This is a genomic window from Pseudarthrobacter sp. HLT1-3, assembly GCF_059383535.1.
In genome coordinates this window covers 201,730-216,098 of the sequence record NZ_JBWZCJ010000006.1, presented here as the reverse complement: position 1 = coordinate 216,098, position 14,369 = coordinate 201,730, and the positions used below count along the sequence as shown (strand labels likewise).

Here is a 14,369-nt window from a genome sequence, read left to right as displayed (position 1 = left end):
CACGGACTACACCAAAGCCGGCGCTGCCGGGCCGACCCGGCGATAATGGCCCGGTCCCGGACGGGGCTGGGGGCCCCGCACCCCTCACTTCATATCGTCTAGGTATCCGATCCGGGGGCTGCCGGACCCGCCTCTCTCCGGACGGGTGCGCGGCTGGCGGGGGAGGACCCGCCGGCCGGCCTTCCGCCGGCAATCGAGATGGCGGCCTGCAGCCGGGAGAGTACCTCCGCGGCCGGCCCCCCGGCAGGGATGCTGGTGAACCGGCGGAATTCCGGAAGTGACTGATAGGCCTCGCGCAGGGATTCGAGGTCCTCGAGCCGCTCTCGGTCCGTGCCTCGAGCGACCACCCTCGCCTGGGCCTCCCGCGGGTCAATGTCCAGGTGGAGGACGAGGTCGGGCTGGGGGAGCGTGCGGATGAGCCAAGGAAGCCAACGTCCCCGGGGAAGTCCCTGCGCCTGGCGCAGCGCGAGCTGGCAATGGAGGTGCCGGTCCATAACGACCAGGCCGGGGAATCGCCGGGCGCGGCGGTGCGAATTCACCACGTTGAAAGTGCGGACCGCCGTTTCAATGAGGTCCGCCAGCCGCCGTGGCAGGTGCACGCCGAGTTTCGCCCCGATCAGGGACATCCTTCGGCGGCCTGCGTAGTTGCGGAGGAGCAGGGCGCTGTCCCCCGCGTGACGGGCGGCATCAACGATGGCCTCGGCCGCCGTCGTTTTTCCGGAGCCGTCAATGCCGGTCAGTACGATGAGCAAGCAGTCTCCTTCCGTGAGGTGGGTTGTGGTGGCAGGGCGCTACCTGCCCAACGAGTGAACGCGCCGGATGATCCCGGCCCGACTGATCCCTGCCCAACGGCGGGGTCGCGGGATCATCCAGCGCCGGGCGCCTGGTACCTGACCTGCCCGGCCATCCGGAGGGCTTCCATTGTCTCGTCGACAGTCAATAGCACGGTCGTTTCCAGCGAGCTCAGGGCACCGCCTCCGGTGATGGCCAGCGCCACAGCGGCCATGGATACGTTGTCGGGGGCCTCCCACAGGTTGTAGCCGTCATGGGTGCCGAAGGCGTACCAGAAGCCGTGGAGTTTTCCTCCGACCGATTCGATGTACGCCGTGGCTGCTTTCCTGCGGTCTTCGGGGTTGCTGATCATCCTGGCCCACGTCTCAGGGGTGTAGCTGAATTTCGAGAGATAGAGCGGCATCGTCCTTGCCTTTCATCCGCTGAGGGGAGTGCGATTCCCCCAGAGTGGCAGTCTGCGGCCGGGCCAGCAAGCGTAAGGCTGTAAGGGGGATAGTCCACATCATGGGACGTCGCTGCCCACGAGCCGGAGGAACGCGTCCAGGATCGGCAACTGGCCGCCGACCAGTCGGGAGCGCGCTGCCGGCACGGCTGTCCACTCGGCGTCGTCGATCTCCGGGTAGTGCCGGACGATACCCGACCCCTTCGGCCATTCCAGTGCAAAAGTGTTGCTCACAATGTGTTCGGGCGCAAAGTCCGACTCCGCGGCGAAGACCGTGATGATCTTGCCCGAGGGCTGCCGGAAGGCGCCAAGCGGGACGTAGTCCGCGGCCGGGGCCGGACTCCCCATTTCCTCCGCGAACTCCCGTTGCGCGGCGGCCAGCGGGTCCTCGTCCGCGAGGTATTCGCCCTTGGGAATCGACCAGGCGCGGGACTCTTTGCCCGCCCAGAACGGGCCCCCCATATGGGCTATCCACACCTCCACCTCCGGGCCGGGGCCGCGGCGGTAGAGCAGTATCCCAGCGCTTCGAATGGTCATGGGCCCCTCCACCTGCTTGTCCGGAAAACTGGGTTCCGTCGAATCTATTCCGCGCCGCCGGACGGAAAGAACTGGCGGTTCCTGATCCGCGATTCGCCGAATTCGACGTCCAGCGGTTCAATTGCCCACGGTCCGCGGTCCCTCGTCTTGGGGCGGCCGACGGCAATGTGGGGTGTCCATCGTGGATACCTGAAGCCGAGGGCGCGTGAGCTGAGGATGAAGTCATCAACGTTGTCAACCAGCAACTCGTCCAGCAGTTCATGCAGCCTTGTAACCAGGGACACCTGATAGTCCCGCACGTGCGGGGGTACGTCCACCTCCAGGCCGCTCACGCGCCCGCCGCCCAGCAGGACCAGACTCTCGGTCCTGGCGGAGAAGCCTCCCAGGACGGGCAGCCCCTCCAGCCAGGCAACCGTGGTGCGTGTGGCTGCTGCCGGGGTCGTGATGCCCTTGGTCCAGGCGGCGATGTCCTGGCTGAAGTCCTCCAGCACGCCGATGTGCAGCAGTGTCAGGTGAAGGCCCTGCTGACGGCGCAGCGCATCGACCTTCTTGCCCAAATTCTCGTAGTCAGAGGGTCCGGAACCAACAGCCAGTACCGGCACCTCAACCGTGATGCGCGCCGACGGTTGCATTCGGACCCCTCTCGCGGGTGCTGGCTGCTGACTCCCGCTGCCATTATCCTCCCCGCCGCGAGCGCGGGGCAGTGAGCCGGTCTACTCCGGGAACGGGCCCACGGGATTGACGATTTCGTCGGCATGTTCGGCGACCCAGGTCACGAGCGGAAGCAACACGGCGACAAGCTCGCAGCCACGTTCCGTGAGGCTGTAGTCGACCCTGGGCGGGATGACCGGCTGGGCGTCGCGGCGGAGGAAGCCGTCCTTTTCGAGTGTCTTGAGCGTCTGGGCGAGCATCTTCTCGCTGATGCCGTCAGCGCGGCGTCGCAGTTCGCTCCAGCGCTGCGGGCCGTTCGCCAGCGCCACCAGGATCAGCACGCCCCATTTGCTGGAGACGTGATCGAGAACGGTTCGGCTGGGACATCCGGCCGTGAAGATCTTTTCCTGCAGCAGAGTTGGGGAGCCGACGAGCGGTGCACTTACCTTCATGGTTGTACCTTACTTTAAAGTGCGTACTCTCTCCCGGGAAGTAATCCTGGCGTGGCGCAGTTGGCATGGATGTCAGCCTCCCCCAGAGACAGGAACACCATGACCATCGTCGTCACCGGCTCCACCGGACAGCTCGGCCGCCTCGTTGTTGAAGCGCTCCTCGAACACAATGTACCCGCCGCCCGGATTGTTGCCGCCGGCCGTGATCTGGCCAAGATCAGCGATCTCGGGGACCGGGGCGTCCAGCTCCGGCCGGTCGACTACAACGACCCGGAATCCCTGCGCCAGGCATTCGCCGGCGCCGAAAAAGTGCTGCTGATCTCCGGCAGCGAGGTCGGACAGCGACTTGAGCAGCATCGGAACGCCATCAAGGCCGCCAAAGACGCCAACGTCGGTCTGATCGCCTACACCAGCATCGCCAACGCGGGCAGCACGGATATGAAGTTGGCAGCCGAGCATGAGGCCACGGAAGCAGCCCTGAAAGACTCCGGCCTGCCCTTCGCGCTGCTGCGCAACGGCTGGTACCTCGAGAACTACACGGACCAGCTCAGCAGCTACGTCCAGCACGGCGCCGTGCTCGGGAGTGCCGGGGAAGGCCGCGTGAGCGCGGCCACCCGCGCCGACTACGCCCAGGCCGCGGCAGCTGTGCTGCTCCGGGATGACCAGGCCGGGAAGGTCTATGAGCTCGGCGGCGACGCGGCCTTCACCCTCAGCGAGCTGGCAGAGGAAGTCAGCGCCGCGGCCGAACAGCCGGTGACGTACCAGGACCTTCCGGTGGAAAGCTACACCGGCGTGCTGGTCGAAGTGGGGCTGCCGGAGCCCTACGCGGCCATCCTGGCGGACAGCGATCTTGGCATCGCGCGGGGTGAGCTGCTCGTGACCAGCGGCGACCTCAGCAAGCTGATCGGCCGGCCTGCCACGACCATGCGCGACGCTGTGCGGGCGGCCGCCGGCGTGAGCCGGCACTAGGCATCCAGCCTGGGAACGGGTACCCGAGACGCCGGCCGGCAGTGGCTGGCGTCCGGGGGTCAGCCCGAACCGCTCGGGCCAGCCCGGGGACTTGGGAGCTAGCGGGCACCCACTGCTCTGCGCGCAATTTCCCCGCCAGGGATTTCCCCGCCCCCGGTCGGGGTGCAGCCCTCGGCCCGGCGCTCTTTGAGGAAAAACACCAGCCCGGCAGCGGCCGTCGAGGCTGCAGCCAGGGCGAACAGCCCCGGCGTCACGCTTCCCGTCTGTTCCTTGATGAGCCCGAAGCCCAAGGGAGCCACAAAGCCGCCCAGATTTCCCAACGAGTTGATAATGGCGATGGCCGGCGCGAGGACCAGCGGGTGCAGACCCGACTGGGGGATGGTCCAGAACAAGGGTGAGGCGCTCTTGAAGCCCATGGCGGCGACGGAGAGGAAGACCAAGGCCAGGGCCGGGGACGCGACGGCGGCCGCAAGGGTCCCGCAGGCGGCGACCAGCAGGGCGAGCACGAGCAGCGGTCGCCTGGACCTCGCCCTGTCCTGCCATCGCGCCGCAAAATACATGGCAACGACCGCGCAGACCCATGGAATCGCGGAGAGGAATCCGACGCTGAGGTCCGTGGTTCCCGGGATCCGCCTGATGATGCTGGGGAGCCAGAAGGTGTTGGCGTAGACGGAAAGTTGAATGGCGAAGTAGATGCCGCACAGCAGCAGGATCTGCGGATCCAGCAGCATCCTCCAGCGGCTGAGTGGTCCATTCTCGACGGCGGCGTGAACGGCGTCCTCTGCCGCGATCGCAGCGCTCAGGGCGGACTTTTCGCCGGGGCTCAGCCACTTTGCATCCTCGACTTTGGCGTCCAGCAGGAAGAACACGACGGCCCCGACCACCACGGAAAGCAGGCCCTCGAAGCCGAACAGCCACTGCCAGCCCCGCAGGCCCAGCGAGTCGTGAAGGCTGAGCAGCAGTCCGGCGATGGGCCCTGAGACGGCGGCAGCGACGGAGGACCCGGCGATGAAGATCGCGGTGGCCTTGCCGCGCTGGGCCGCCGGAACCCAACGGGCGAAGTAGAAAATGACAGCGGGAAAGAACCCGGCCTCGGCTGCGCCCAGCAGGAACCGCAGGATGAAGAACCACGTCTCGTTCTGCACGAACGCCATCAGGAAGGAGACGACACCCCAGCTGACCATGATCCGGGACAGCCAGATCTTGGCACCGTGCTTCTCCATCAGAACGTTGCTGGGAAGCTCAAAGATCGCATAGGCGAGAAAGAACAGTCCGGCGCCAAGACCGTAGGCCGCGGCACCGATGCCCACGTCGGCTTCCAGCTGTGCCTGGGCGTAGCCGATGTTGGACCGGTTGAGCTGGTTGCACACGAGCATGACCAGCATGATGGGCAGGACCCGCCTGAAGAACTTCTTCGTGGCGGTTCCGACGTCCGTGACAGCGGTGTCTGTGACCTGCATCCGTCTGGGTCTTCAGCTGCCGGTCCGGCGACCCGCGGCGGGGGTGCGGAGCCGGCGTCGGGAGTTTGCCAGATGGCTGCGCATGGCCGCCGCCGACGACGATCCGTCGCCTTCCGAAATGGCGGCGTAGATGGACTCGTGCTCCAGCACCACCTGTTCGAAATGCTCCCGGACGTAATGTTCCCCGCCCGTCATCAGACGGGTCCGGGGCATTGCGATCATGGTCTGACCCAGCCGGGCCAGGCAGTCGGAATAGAACGGGTTGCCGGTAGCGGCCGCAATGGCCCGGTGGAACTCGTAGTCCGATTTCATGGCGTGCGCCGGGTGGGCCGCGCTGGCCGTGAATTCCTCCAGCGCCTTCCGGACCGCCTGCAGTTGACGTTCCGAGCGGTTCCGGGCGGCCAGCGCGGCCGCTTCGGATTCGACGCCGATGCGGAACTCCAGCAGCTTCACCTGGTCGGCCAGGCTGGCCACCGGCCGGTTGCCGGGGACCGGCGGTGCGTCCGCCGGGGGAGGGGTCAGCGCGAAACTGCCCCGCCCCCGTTCGGTTTCCACCAGTCCTTCGGCCTGCAACCGGGTAAGCGCGGACCGCACCACGGTCCGGCTCACGCCGAACTCGCCGATCAGGGTGTTTTCGCTGGGAAGCTTGCCGCCCGGCTGGATCACGCCGTCGACGATGCGCATGCGAAGATCGGCGGCGAGGTCCGCGGTCAGGTTCCGGCTCATGGGTCAAGGTTACTTGCCGAATTCCACCGACTCTGTCGTCCAGGCCCGCGCCCGGTCGCTGAGGGTGATACCCAGGCCGGGGCGGTCCGGAACGAGCATGCGGCCGTCCTTGGTTTCGAGGCGTTCGTTGAAGAGCGGATCCAGCCAGTCGAAGTGCTCCACCCAGGGCTCGCGCGGGTAGGCAGCAGCGAGGTGGAGATGGATTTCCATGGCAAAGTGCGGGGCGAGGCCCAGTCCGCGTTCGTCCGCGAGGGCGGCGAGGCGGAGGAACTGGGTGATGCCGCCGACGCGCGGGGCGTCGGGCTGGATGATGTCGCAGCCCCCGGCGTTGATGAGGCCCTTGTGTTCGGCGACCGAGGCCAGCATTTCGCCGGTGGCGATGGGGGTGTCCAGGATCCGCGCCAGGTGCGCGTGGCCTTCGAAGTCGTAGGCGTCGAGGGGCTCTTCGATCCAGATGAGGTTGAATTCCTCCAGTTGGCGGCCCATCCGCAAGGCCGTGGCGCGGTCCCACTGCTGGTTGGCGTCAACCATCAGCGGGACGTCCCAGCCGATGTGTTCGCGGATCCCGGCGACACGGCGGAGGTCCTCGGCCGTATCCGGCAGTCCCACCTTGATCTTGATGCCGCCGATTCCCTCGTCCAGGAGGACGGTGGCGCGGGCCTTGACCTCGTCGAGCGAGGCGTTCAGGAAGCCGCCAGAGGTGTTGTAGGTCTGAACGGAGTCCCGGTAGGAACCCAGGAACTTGGCCAGCGGCAGGCCGGCCCGCTTGGCTTTGAGGTCGTAGAGCGCGATGTCGATGGCCGCCAGCGCCTGGGTGGCAACACCCGAGCGGCCGACGGAGGCGCCCGCCCATAGAAGCTTGGTGTAGAGCTTGCCGATGTCGTTCGGGTCCTCCCCGATGATGCCCTCGGCAACTTCCCGGGCGTGGGCATACTGGGCCGGGCCTCCGGCGCGCTTTGAGTAGCTGAAGCCAATGCCGCTGTGGCCCTGCTCGGTGGTGATTTCGGCGAAGAGGAAGACGACTTCGGTCATCGGCTTCTGGCGCCCGGTGAACACTTTGGCGTCGCTGATGGGGACGGCGAGCGGCAGCCTGGCCGTGGAAAGTTTTACGTGGCGGATCAGATCGACGCTGGTCATGGATTCTCCCTGGAAGTGAGTGCCGGGCCGCAGCGCCCCGCACTTACTTAGGTTACAAGCTAACCACTTGTATAACAAGTAGTTTTCCCGGAGGAATTTAGCCCAGCAGCCACGCGACCGCGAGGAGCGCGCCGGAGCTGAGGATGGTGGTGCAGAGAATCACGTCGCGGGCCATCGTCACGCCCCGTCCGTAGGGGGACGCGAAGAGGAACACATTCTGGGCGGTGGGCAGCGCCGCCATGATGACGCTGGCGAGCAGATGCTGGCCCTCCAGGCCAAAGACGAAGCGGCCCAGCGCCCAGACGACGAGAGGCATCGCGGCCAGTTTCAGGGCGGTGGCGACGAGGGTTTCGGTGCGGCCGTCACCCTTCTGCAGCGGCGCCTTGCCGGCCAGGGAGAGTCCAAAAGCGATCAGGACCATGGGGACGGCCCCGCCGGCGAGCATGTCGATGGGTTTCTGCAGGAGCTCGGGAGCGTGCCAGCCGGTCAGGGCGACGGCGGCGCCCAGCCCGGAAGCGATGATCATGGGGTTCGCGAACGGCTGGAGCAGCAGTTTTTTCCAGGAGATCCTCGCGCCCCCGGCCAGTCCCAGGACGGTCAGGTAGAACGGGGCCATGACCAGGATCTGGACCAAGAGCACGGGGGCAACATGTTGTGCCGTGCCCACGGCGTAGAGCGACACCGGAATGCCGATGTTGTTGGCGTTGGCGTAGCTGCTGGCCATGGCTCCGACAGCGGTTTCGGCCACCGGCCGCCGGAAGAACAGGAAGCTGAGGAGGCAGTAGAGGAGCCCCACAGCCGCCGCGGAGAGCAGCGCCAGCGGGGCGTCGGTGCCGAGCGCGGCGCGGATGTCGCTGCCGGCCACAACGGTGAACAGCAAGGCCGGGTTGGTGACGTAGAACGCCGTGCGGGTGAGGGCCCCCTGGACCTCGGGCCCCAGGATCCGCAGCCGGGCGGCGCAATAGCCGACAGCGATGACAGCGGAGACGATCAGAATTCCGGAGACAACGCCGCCCAAGATTGGTCCTTCGAAAGTAGCTGTGGGCCGGTATCCGGCCCGGGTTCATGCAGGTGGTTGGGATCCGCACGGCCGGCGCCCGGTTGCGATGGGCTCCGGCCGTGCGGGTCCGGGGGTGGGGCTGATGGCCGGGCCGCCTAGCGGACCAGGCAGGGCCGCTTGGGGTCGAACGCCCAGCCGTCGATGTAGTACTGCATGCCGATGCTATCGTCGCGGGCGTCGAGCCCGTGTTCCAGGTACAGCTGGTGGGCCTTTTCCAGGGCATCCCGGTCCAGCTCGACCCCCAGACCCGGGGCGTCCGGGACCTGGATGGCGCCGTCCCGGATCTGCAGCGGTTCACGGGTCAGGCCCTGGCCGTCCTGCCAGATCCAGTGCGTGTCCAGGGCGGTGATTTCCCCCGGAGCAGCAGCTCCGGTGTGGGTGAACATGGCCAGGGAGATGTCGAAGTGGTTGTTCGAGTGCGAGCCCCAGGTCAGGCCGAAATCGTTGCACAGCTGGGCCACCCGGACGGAGCCGTGCATGGTCCAGAAGTGCGGATCCGCAAGCGGGATATCGACGGCGTTGCTGCGGATGGCGTGTGCCATTTCCCGCCAGTCCGTGGCGATCATGTTCGTGGCGGTCCTCAGCCCGGTGGCGCGGCGGAACTCCGCCATCACCTCCCGGCCCGAGAACCGGCCCTCGGCGCCACACGGATCCTCGGCGTAGGCCACCACGCCCTGCATCCGCTTGCCAAGCCGGATGGCTTCGTCGAGCAGCCAGCCGCCGTTGGGATCAAGGGTGACCCGCGCTTCCGGGAAGCGCTTCGCCAGGGCGGTCACGACGTCCACCTCGGCGTCGCCGGAGAGCACGCCGCCCTTGAGCTTGAAGTCGCTGAAACCGTAGCGCTCGTGGGCGGCCTCTGCCAGGGCCACGACGGCGTCCGGGGTCATGGCCTCCTGCCGGCGGAGCTCTTCCCACCGGTCCGCGGGCGCCGCCTCCACGAGGTACGGCAGATCCGTCCTGCTGCGGTCGCCGATGAAAAAGAGGTAGCCGAGCATGGGCACCGAGCTGCGCTGTTGACCGTCGCCCAGGAGTTCGGCGACCGGGACACCGAGGAACTGTCCGTGGAGGTCCAGCAGTGCCGATTCGACGGCGGTGACGGCGTGGACGGTGGTGCGCAGGTCGAAGGTCTGGAGACCCCGGCCGCCCGCGTCCCGGTCCGCGAACGTTGTCGAAATGTCACGGAGCAGCGAGCGGTAGCGTGCCACCGGAAGGCCCGTGAGCAGCTTGCCGGCCTCCTCGATGGTGGTGCGGATCTTTTCCCCGCCGGGCACTTCACCGAGGCCGGTCCGGCCGTCCGAATCGGTGATGATGACGACGTTGCGCGTGAAGAACGGGCCGTGCGCGCCGCTGAGGTTCATCAGCATGCTGTCGTGGCCCGCGACGGGGACGACTTCGACCCGGGCGATGGTGGGCTGAGTTGTCACGCGCTGACCTCTGCCTTCTCTGTTGCTGCGGGCTCTGCTGAGTGTACTGCTTCGGCGTTGACCACGACGCCGTTGATCCGGCGGTTCAGCCGCCACGGGTTGGCGTCCTGGAGCGGCGCGGGGAGAAGTTCCGGCGGGAGGTTCTGGTGCGCGACGGGGCGCAGGAAGCGGTCGATGGCCAGGCTGCCGACGGAGGTGGTCCGGGTGTCCGAAGTGGCCGGGAAGGGGCCGCCGTGGACCATGGCGTGCCCGACTTCAACGCCGGTGGGCCAGCCGTTGACAATGATCCGGCCGACCTTCCGCTCCAGTGCCGGCACCAGGGGGGCCGCCGCGGCGTAGTCCGCCTCGGTGAGCTGCAGCGAGGCGGTCAGCTGACCTTCGAGCCGGCTGGCGGCGTCGACGAGTTCCTTGGTGGTTGAATAGCGGATCACCAGGCTGGCGGCGCCGAAGATTTCCGCGTGCAGCACGTGGTTGGCCAGGAACTCTGCAACGCTGGTGCCGAAGATGGCAGGAGCCGGGGAGTTCTTTGACTCCCCTTCGACGCCTTGTCCGAGGACGCTGACGTTGTCCGCTGATCCCAGGGCCTCCGCCCCGGCCTGCCAGGATCCGGCGATTCCGGCGGTGAGCATGGTCTGCCCGACGCAGCCGGAGACGGCCCGGCCGACGGCGGCAGCTAATTTGTCGCCCGCCTCACCGGCCGGCGCGAACAAGAGCCCGGGGGACGTGCACAGCTGGCCGGAGCTGCCCGTAACAGCCGCAACGTACTGCGCAGCCAGCGCGTCGACGTCGCCGGTGAGTGCTCCGGGGAAGACGAACACCGGGTTGAGCGAGGACATCTCCGCATAGACGGGAATCGGCTCGGGGCGCCCGGCGGCGGTGCGCATCAGGGCGATGCCGGCGGACTGCGAGCCGGTGAATCCGACAGCCTTGATCGCGGGATCGGCGACGAGGGCCTGCCCGATGCTGCTGCCCGGGCCGTAGACCAGCGAGAAGACGCCGGGGTGCAGCCCGAAGTCCGTGACCGCCTTGGCGATGGCTTGCCCGACGAGTTCGCCGGTGCCGGGGTGGGCGTTATGGGCCTTGAAGACCACGGGGCAGCCGGCCGCGAGGGCGGAGGCGGTGTCTCCGCCTGCCGTCGAGAAGGCCAGCGGGAAGTTGCTGGCGCCGAAGACGGCAACCGGTCCAAGCGGGATCTGGCGCTGGCGGATATCGGCGCGCGGCTGCGGAGCGCGGTCCGGCAGCGCTGGGTCAATCCGGACGCCGCGGAAATCTCCCTGGCGGACGACGCCGGCAAAGAGGCGCAGCTGGCCGGAGGTGCGGGCACGCTCGCCCTGGAGGCGCGCGGCGGGCAGACCGGTCTCCTGGCCGGCCCGGGTGATGAGCTCGTCGCCGATGGCTTCGATGTTGTTGGCGATGGCCTCCAGGAAGCCGGCGTGGGTTTCCGGGTCAAGTGTGCTGAACGAGGCGAAGGCCTCGGCGGCCGCCGCGGTCGCCTCCGTGAGCTGCTGCGCGGTGAGCAGCGTGTAAGCCGGTTCGAGCATTTCGTTTGTGGCGGGATTGACGCCGTGGGTGGTCTGGCCGTTGCCGGCGAGCGGACGGCCGGCGATCAGGGAGTGTCCGGTGAGGGGCAAGGGGTTCCTCCTAGGAAACGGTTGCGATGAGCGCTTTGAGGTCGGCGAAGTCCTGCGGCGCGAGGTTCTGCAGCGGCGGGCGGACTCCACCGGCGGAACGCCCGATGGCGTCCAGGCCGCCCTTCACAATGGAGACGGAGTAACCCTTGACCCGGTCGCGGATGTCCAGGTAGGGGATCACGAAGTCGTTGAGCTTCTTGTTGACTGCAACGCGGTCTTCGTTGCGGACATCCTGGTAGAAATCCAGGGCGAACTGCGGGACGAAGTTGTACATCGCGCTGGAATAGGTGCTCATGCCCAGCTGGAGCAGCGGCAGCGCGAACGTTTCCGCGGTGGGCAGCCCGCCCAGGTAGAAGAGCCGTTCGCCGAGCTTGGCGTAGACACGGGCATCGTGTTCGAGGTCCCCGACCCCGTCTTTGAAGCCAATCAGGTTCTCGTGCCGGTCCGCCAGGGTGGCGACGGTGGTGTCTTTGTAGATGGCGTTGGCGCGGTTGTAGATGATGACGCCGAGTGAGGTCGACCTGCAGATGGCACTGACGTGTTCGGTCAGGCCGTCCTGGTCCGCCTCGGTCAGGTAGGGCGGGAGGAGGAGGATGCCTTCCGCCCCGGCGGTTTCGGCTGCCTGGGCATTTTCGATGGCCTGGGCGGTGGATCCACCGGCGGAGGCCAGGACGGGTACGCGCGCGCCCACCTCGTCAACGGCGGCGCGGACCACCCGCTCCGATTCTGCCGGTGTCAGGGAGAAGCCTTCGCCGGTGCCGCCGGCGGCGAACAGGCCCGCGACCGGGAAGCTCGCCTGCCAGGCAAGGTGCTTGCGGTAGTTCTCCTCGTCGAACTGCAGCTCCGCGTTGAACGACGTGACGGGGAAGGAGAGCAGGCCCTCCTTGAGGGCGTTGGCCAGTTCCTGGGGTGTGTATTTTGCCACGATATGGTCCTCCGGGTAGGCGCCGTGCTTGGCGCAAGTGGTGTGGTTCCCCTTCAGACTAGGCTCGGCTCTCATGCCTGTCTAAGTTCATTTTTGTATGTATTGATACCCTGCGTGCATCATGAAAGTGGTCACTCCATTTGGTACTCGAGCTCGGTCAGCAGGCGGCCCAGTGCAGGATTTTCCATTTTGCGGTTCCAGATGGCGTGGAGCTCCACAGGTTCCCCTTTGCTGCCCGTCAGGGGCAGGAATTCCACCCCGGCGATTCCCAGTGCCGTTGCGGAGTGAGGAACGAAAGCGACGCCGCGCTTGGCCGCCACCAGCGAAACCATTGTCAGGATCTGGCTGACGGTGTGGACCACATTGCCGTGCTGGATGGGGAACGTGCGAATGACGAGGTCGTAGAAGTACCGCGCCTGCAGGGGCGAGTGCATGATGATCGGCTCATCCTTGACTTCATCGTTGTCGATGTCCCGGCCCAGGAGCGCCAGCGGGTGGCCGGTCGGGACGGCGAGGACCAGGGACTCGCGGTAGAGCAGGTGGGAATCAAACACCTCGCTGTTAAATGGCGGCCGTGCCAGACCAAGGTCCAGTTCCCCGGTCTGCAGCGCCTGGATCTGTTCGCCGGAGACCAACTCCTGGAGGTCGATGTCGACGTCGGGCAGCCTGGTGGCAATCTCCTCCAGCAGGGGGCCCAGGATGCTGAGTCCGCTGGCCGCGGTGAAACCGATGCGCAGCAGGCCCGAGCGGCCCGAGGCGATGCGCCGTGCGGTCAGGGGGGCGCGCTCGGCGAGCGCCAGCAGGCGCCTGGCCTCGTCGAGGAAGGCCACGCCGGCATGGGTCAGCTGAACCTTGCGGTTGTCCCGTTCGAGGAGCTCGGCACCGACGCTGCGCTCCAGCTTCTGGATCTGGCGGCTCAGCGGAGGCTGGGTCATGTTGAGGCGTTCCGCCGCGCGGCCGAAGTGAAGTTCCTCCGCCACCGCGATGAATCCGGCCAGCTGGTCAAAAGTAAACATAATGCCTTCCGGGTATCACTTGATGCATATTTGGGCTTAGACAGGCATCATAGCCTCTCCCTACACTCGATTCAGCGAACCGGAGTGATGCGGTTCACATGCTTCCGGGGCCAGGGCCCCGACCACCAACGAGGAGTTCCAATGATGCACTTCCCTTCGCGCCGCACCGTACTCGGCGCGGCCTCCGCCGTCACGCTCCTGGCGCTGACCGCGTGTGGCAACGTCGCAGGCGGCACCACCGATTCCGCAACATATCCGAATGGACCCGTCAACTTCACCGTTGGCCAGGCTCCCGGCGGCAGCACCGACCTCATCGCCCGGGCGATCTCGGAAGGCGCCGCCAAGACCCTCGGCGCCCCGATGCCGGTGGTGAACAAGCCAGGCGCCAACGGCGCCCTGGCCAGCAAGGAAGTGGCGGGCAAGCCCGCCGACGGGCAGAACCTGGTTCTGCTCAACGCGTCCTTGATCACCATCACGCCGCTGGCCGTCACCGCGGACGAGGCCGTGAACATCGACGACTTCGATGTCATCGCCGGACTCTCCCAGGACGACTACGTGCTGGTTGCCAGCGAGAAGTCCGGGTTCAAGTCCATCAAGGATGTGACCGGGGCGGGGCGGAACATCACCTTCGGCACCACCGGAGTTGGCACCGGCAGCCAGCTGGCCCAGACGGTGCTTTTCAAGCAGGCCAACGTGACGGGCACCGACGTGCCCTTCGACAGCGGCAAACCGGCCTTGACAGCAGTACTGGGCAACCAGGTGGAACTCGCCACCATCCAGCTGGGTGAAGCGATGCCGCAGATCAAGGCCGGCAAAGTAGCCCCGCTCCTGGTCTTCTCCGAGGAGCGGAACTCCTTCCTTCCGGACACGCCCACCGCCAAGGAATCGGGCTATGACGTTCCCGTGGCCCAGTACCGGGCGGTCGCTGCCCCCAAGGGCACCCCGCAGAACGTGAAGGACAAGCTGCTTGCCGCCCTGCAGGAGACGTTCAAGTCTGACGCCTACAAGTCCTTCAATGAGCAGAACCTCCTGACCCCGAAGGAGATCTCCGGCGAGGAAGTCGTCACCCAGTGGAAGGACTACGCCGCGAAGTACAAGTCGCTGGTGGAGAAGTACAGCATCAGCCTCAACGGGACCAAGTGATTCC

Annotated in this window: 15 protein-coding genes; 2 read left to right on the top strand and 13 right to left on the bottom strand. The window is 66.8% G+C overall.

The annotated features are described in order from the left end of the window. Nucleotides 1–98: 98 nt before the first annotated feature. The 5 genes from AC50X9_RS07915 to AC50X9_RS07895 form a co-directional block, all read right to left on the bottom strand. Nucleotides 99–752: a dTMP kinase gene (locus AC50X9_RS07915; protein WP_494892122.1), complete on the bottom strand. Its 654-nt coding sequence runs from the start codon at nucleotides 750–752 to the stop codon at nucleotides 99–101. Nucleotides 753–865: 113 nt separating this feature from the next. Beyond that, the gene (locus AC50X9_RS07910) at nucleotides 866–1,195 is read right to left on the bottom strand and encodes a GYD domain-containing protein (RefSeq protein ID WP_494892120.1); all 330 of its coding nucleotides are present in this window, start codon (nucleotides 1,193–1,195) and stop codon (nucleotides 866–868) included. 99 nt (nucleotides 1,196–1,294) lie between these two features. Continuing rightward, a complete protein-coding gene (locus tag AC50X9_RS07905; RefSeq protein WP_494892118.1) occupies nucleotides 1,295–1,771 on the bottom strand; it encodes an NUDIX hydrolase in 477 nt (158 codons plus the stop codon). A 44-nt stretch (nucleotides 1,772–1,815) separates the two neighbouring features. Beyond that, nucleotides 1,816–2,403, bottom strand: coding sequence for a hypothetical protein (locus AC50X9_RS07900; RefSeq protein ID WP_494892116.1), 588 nt, complete (start codon nucleotides 2,401–2,403; stop codon nucleotides 1,816–1,818). 81 nt (nucleotides 2,404–2,484) lie between these two features. Further along, nucleotides 2,485–2,874 carry a winged helix-turn-helix transcriptional regulator gene (locus tag AC50X9_RS07895; RefSeq protein WP_494892114.1) on the bottom strand — a complete coding sequence of 130 codons (390 nt, stop codon included), beginning with the start codon at nucleotides 2,872–2,874 and terminating at the stop codon, nucleotides 2,485–2,487. A gap of 99 nt (nucleotides 2,875–2,973) precedes the next feature. On the opposite strand from AC50X9_RS07895, the gene AC50X9_RS07890 reads away from it, so the two are divergent. Continuing rightward, nucleotides 2,974–3,843 (top strand): SDR family oxidoreductase, encoded by an 870-nt coding sequence (locus AC50X9_RS07890; RefSeq protein ID WP_494892112.1) that lies wholly within the window; start codon nucleotides 2,974–2,976, stop codon nucleotides 3,841–3,843. Between the two features lie 98 nt (nucleotides 3,844–3,941). Here AC50X9_RS07890 and AC50X9_RS07885 read toward each other — a convergent pair whose 3' ends face one another. The 8 genes from AC50X9_RS07885 to AC50X9_RS07850 all read right to left on the bottom strand — a co-directional run bounded on the left by AC50X9_RS07885 (nucleotide 3,942) and on the right by AC50X9_RS07850 (nucleotide 13,222). Next, a complete protein-coding gene (locus tag AC50X9_RS07885; RefSeq protein WP_494892110.1) occupies nucleotides 3,942–5,303 on the bottom strand; it encodes an MFS transporter in 1,362 nt (453 codons plus the stop codon). Nucleotides 5,304–5,315: 12 nt separating this feature from the next. Next, nucleotides 5,316–6,029: a FadR/GntR family transcriptional regulator gene (locus AC50X9_RS07880; protein WP_494892108.1), complete on the bottom strand. Its 714-nt coding sequence runs from the start codon at nucleotides 6,027–6,029 to the stop codon at nucleotides 5,316–5,318. A gap of 9 nt (nucleotides 6,030–6,038) precedes the next feature. After that, a complete protein-coding gene (locus AC50X9_RS07875; RefSeq protein WP_494892106.1) occupies nucleotides 6,039–7,166 on the bottom strand; it encodes an L-talarate/galactarate dehydratase in 1,128 nt (375 codons plus the stop codon). Between the two features lie 97 nt (nucleotides 7,167–7,263). Then, nucleotides 7,264–8,184: an AEC family transporter gene (locus AC50X9_RS07870; RefSeq protein WP_494892104.1), complete on the bottom strand. Its 921-nt coding sequence runs from the start codon at nucleotides 8,182–8,184 to the stop codon at nucleotides 7,264–7,266. Nucleotides 8,185–8,321: 137 nt separating this feature from the next. Continuing rightward, nucleotides 8,322–9,650, bottom strand: a complete 1,329-nt coding sequence (locus AC50X9_RS07865) for an enolase C-terminal domain-like protein (RefSeq protein ID WP_494892102.1) — start codon at nucleotides 9,648–9,650, stop codon at nucleotides 8,322–8,324. Next, nucleotides 9,647–11,281, bottom strand: a complete 1,635-nt coding sequence (locus AC50X9_RS07860) for an aldehyde dehydrogenase (NADP(+)) (protein WP_494892100.1) — start codon at nucleotides 11,279–11,281, stop codon at nucleotides 9,647–9,649. The genes AC50X9_RS07865 and AC50X9_RS07860 overlap by 4 nt, the downstream gene beginning before the upstream one ends. A gap of 10 nt (nucleotides 11,282–11,291) precedes the next feature. Next, nucleotides 11,292–12,206 (bottom strand): 5-dehydro-4-deoxyglucarate dehydratase, encoded by a 915-nt coding sequence (gene kdgD, locus AC50X9_RS07855; protein ID WP_494892098.1) that lies wholly within the window; start codon nucleotides 12,204–12,206, stop codon nucleotides 11,292–11,294. A gap of 131 nt (nucleotides 12,207–12,337) precedes the next feature. After that, the gene (locus tag AC50X9_RS07850) at nucleotides 12,338–13,222 is read right to left on the bottom strand and encodes a LysR family transcriptional regulator (RefSeq protein ID WP_494892096.1); all 885 of its coding nucleotides are present in this window, start codon (nucleotides 13,220–13,222) and stop codon (nucleotides 12,338–12,340) included. 141 nt (nucleotides 13,223–13,363) lie between these two features. Between AC50X9_RS07850 and AC50X9_RS07845 the strand changes: the two genes are divergently transcribed. Beyond that, nucleotides 13,364–14,365 (top strand): Bug family tripartite tricarboxylate transporter substrate binding protein, encoded by a 1,002-nt coding sequence (locus AC50X9_RS07845; protein WP_494892094.1) that lies wholly within the window; start codon nucleotides 13,364–13,366, stop codon nucleotides 14,363–14,365. The last annotated feature ends 4 nt before the right edge of the window (nucleotides 14,366–14,369 follow it).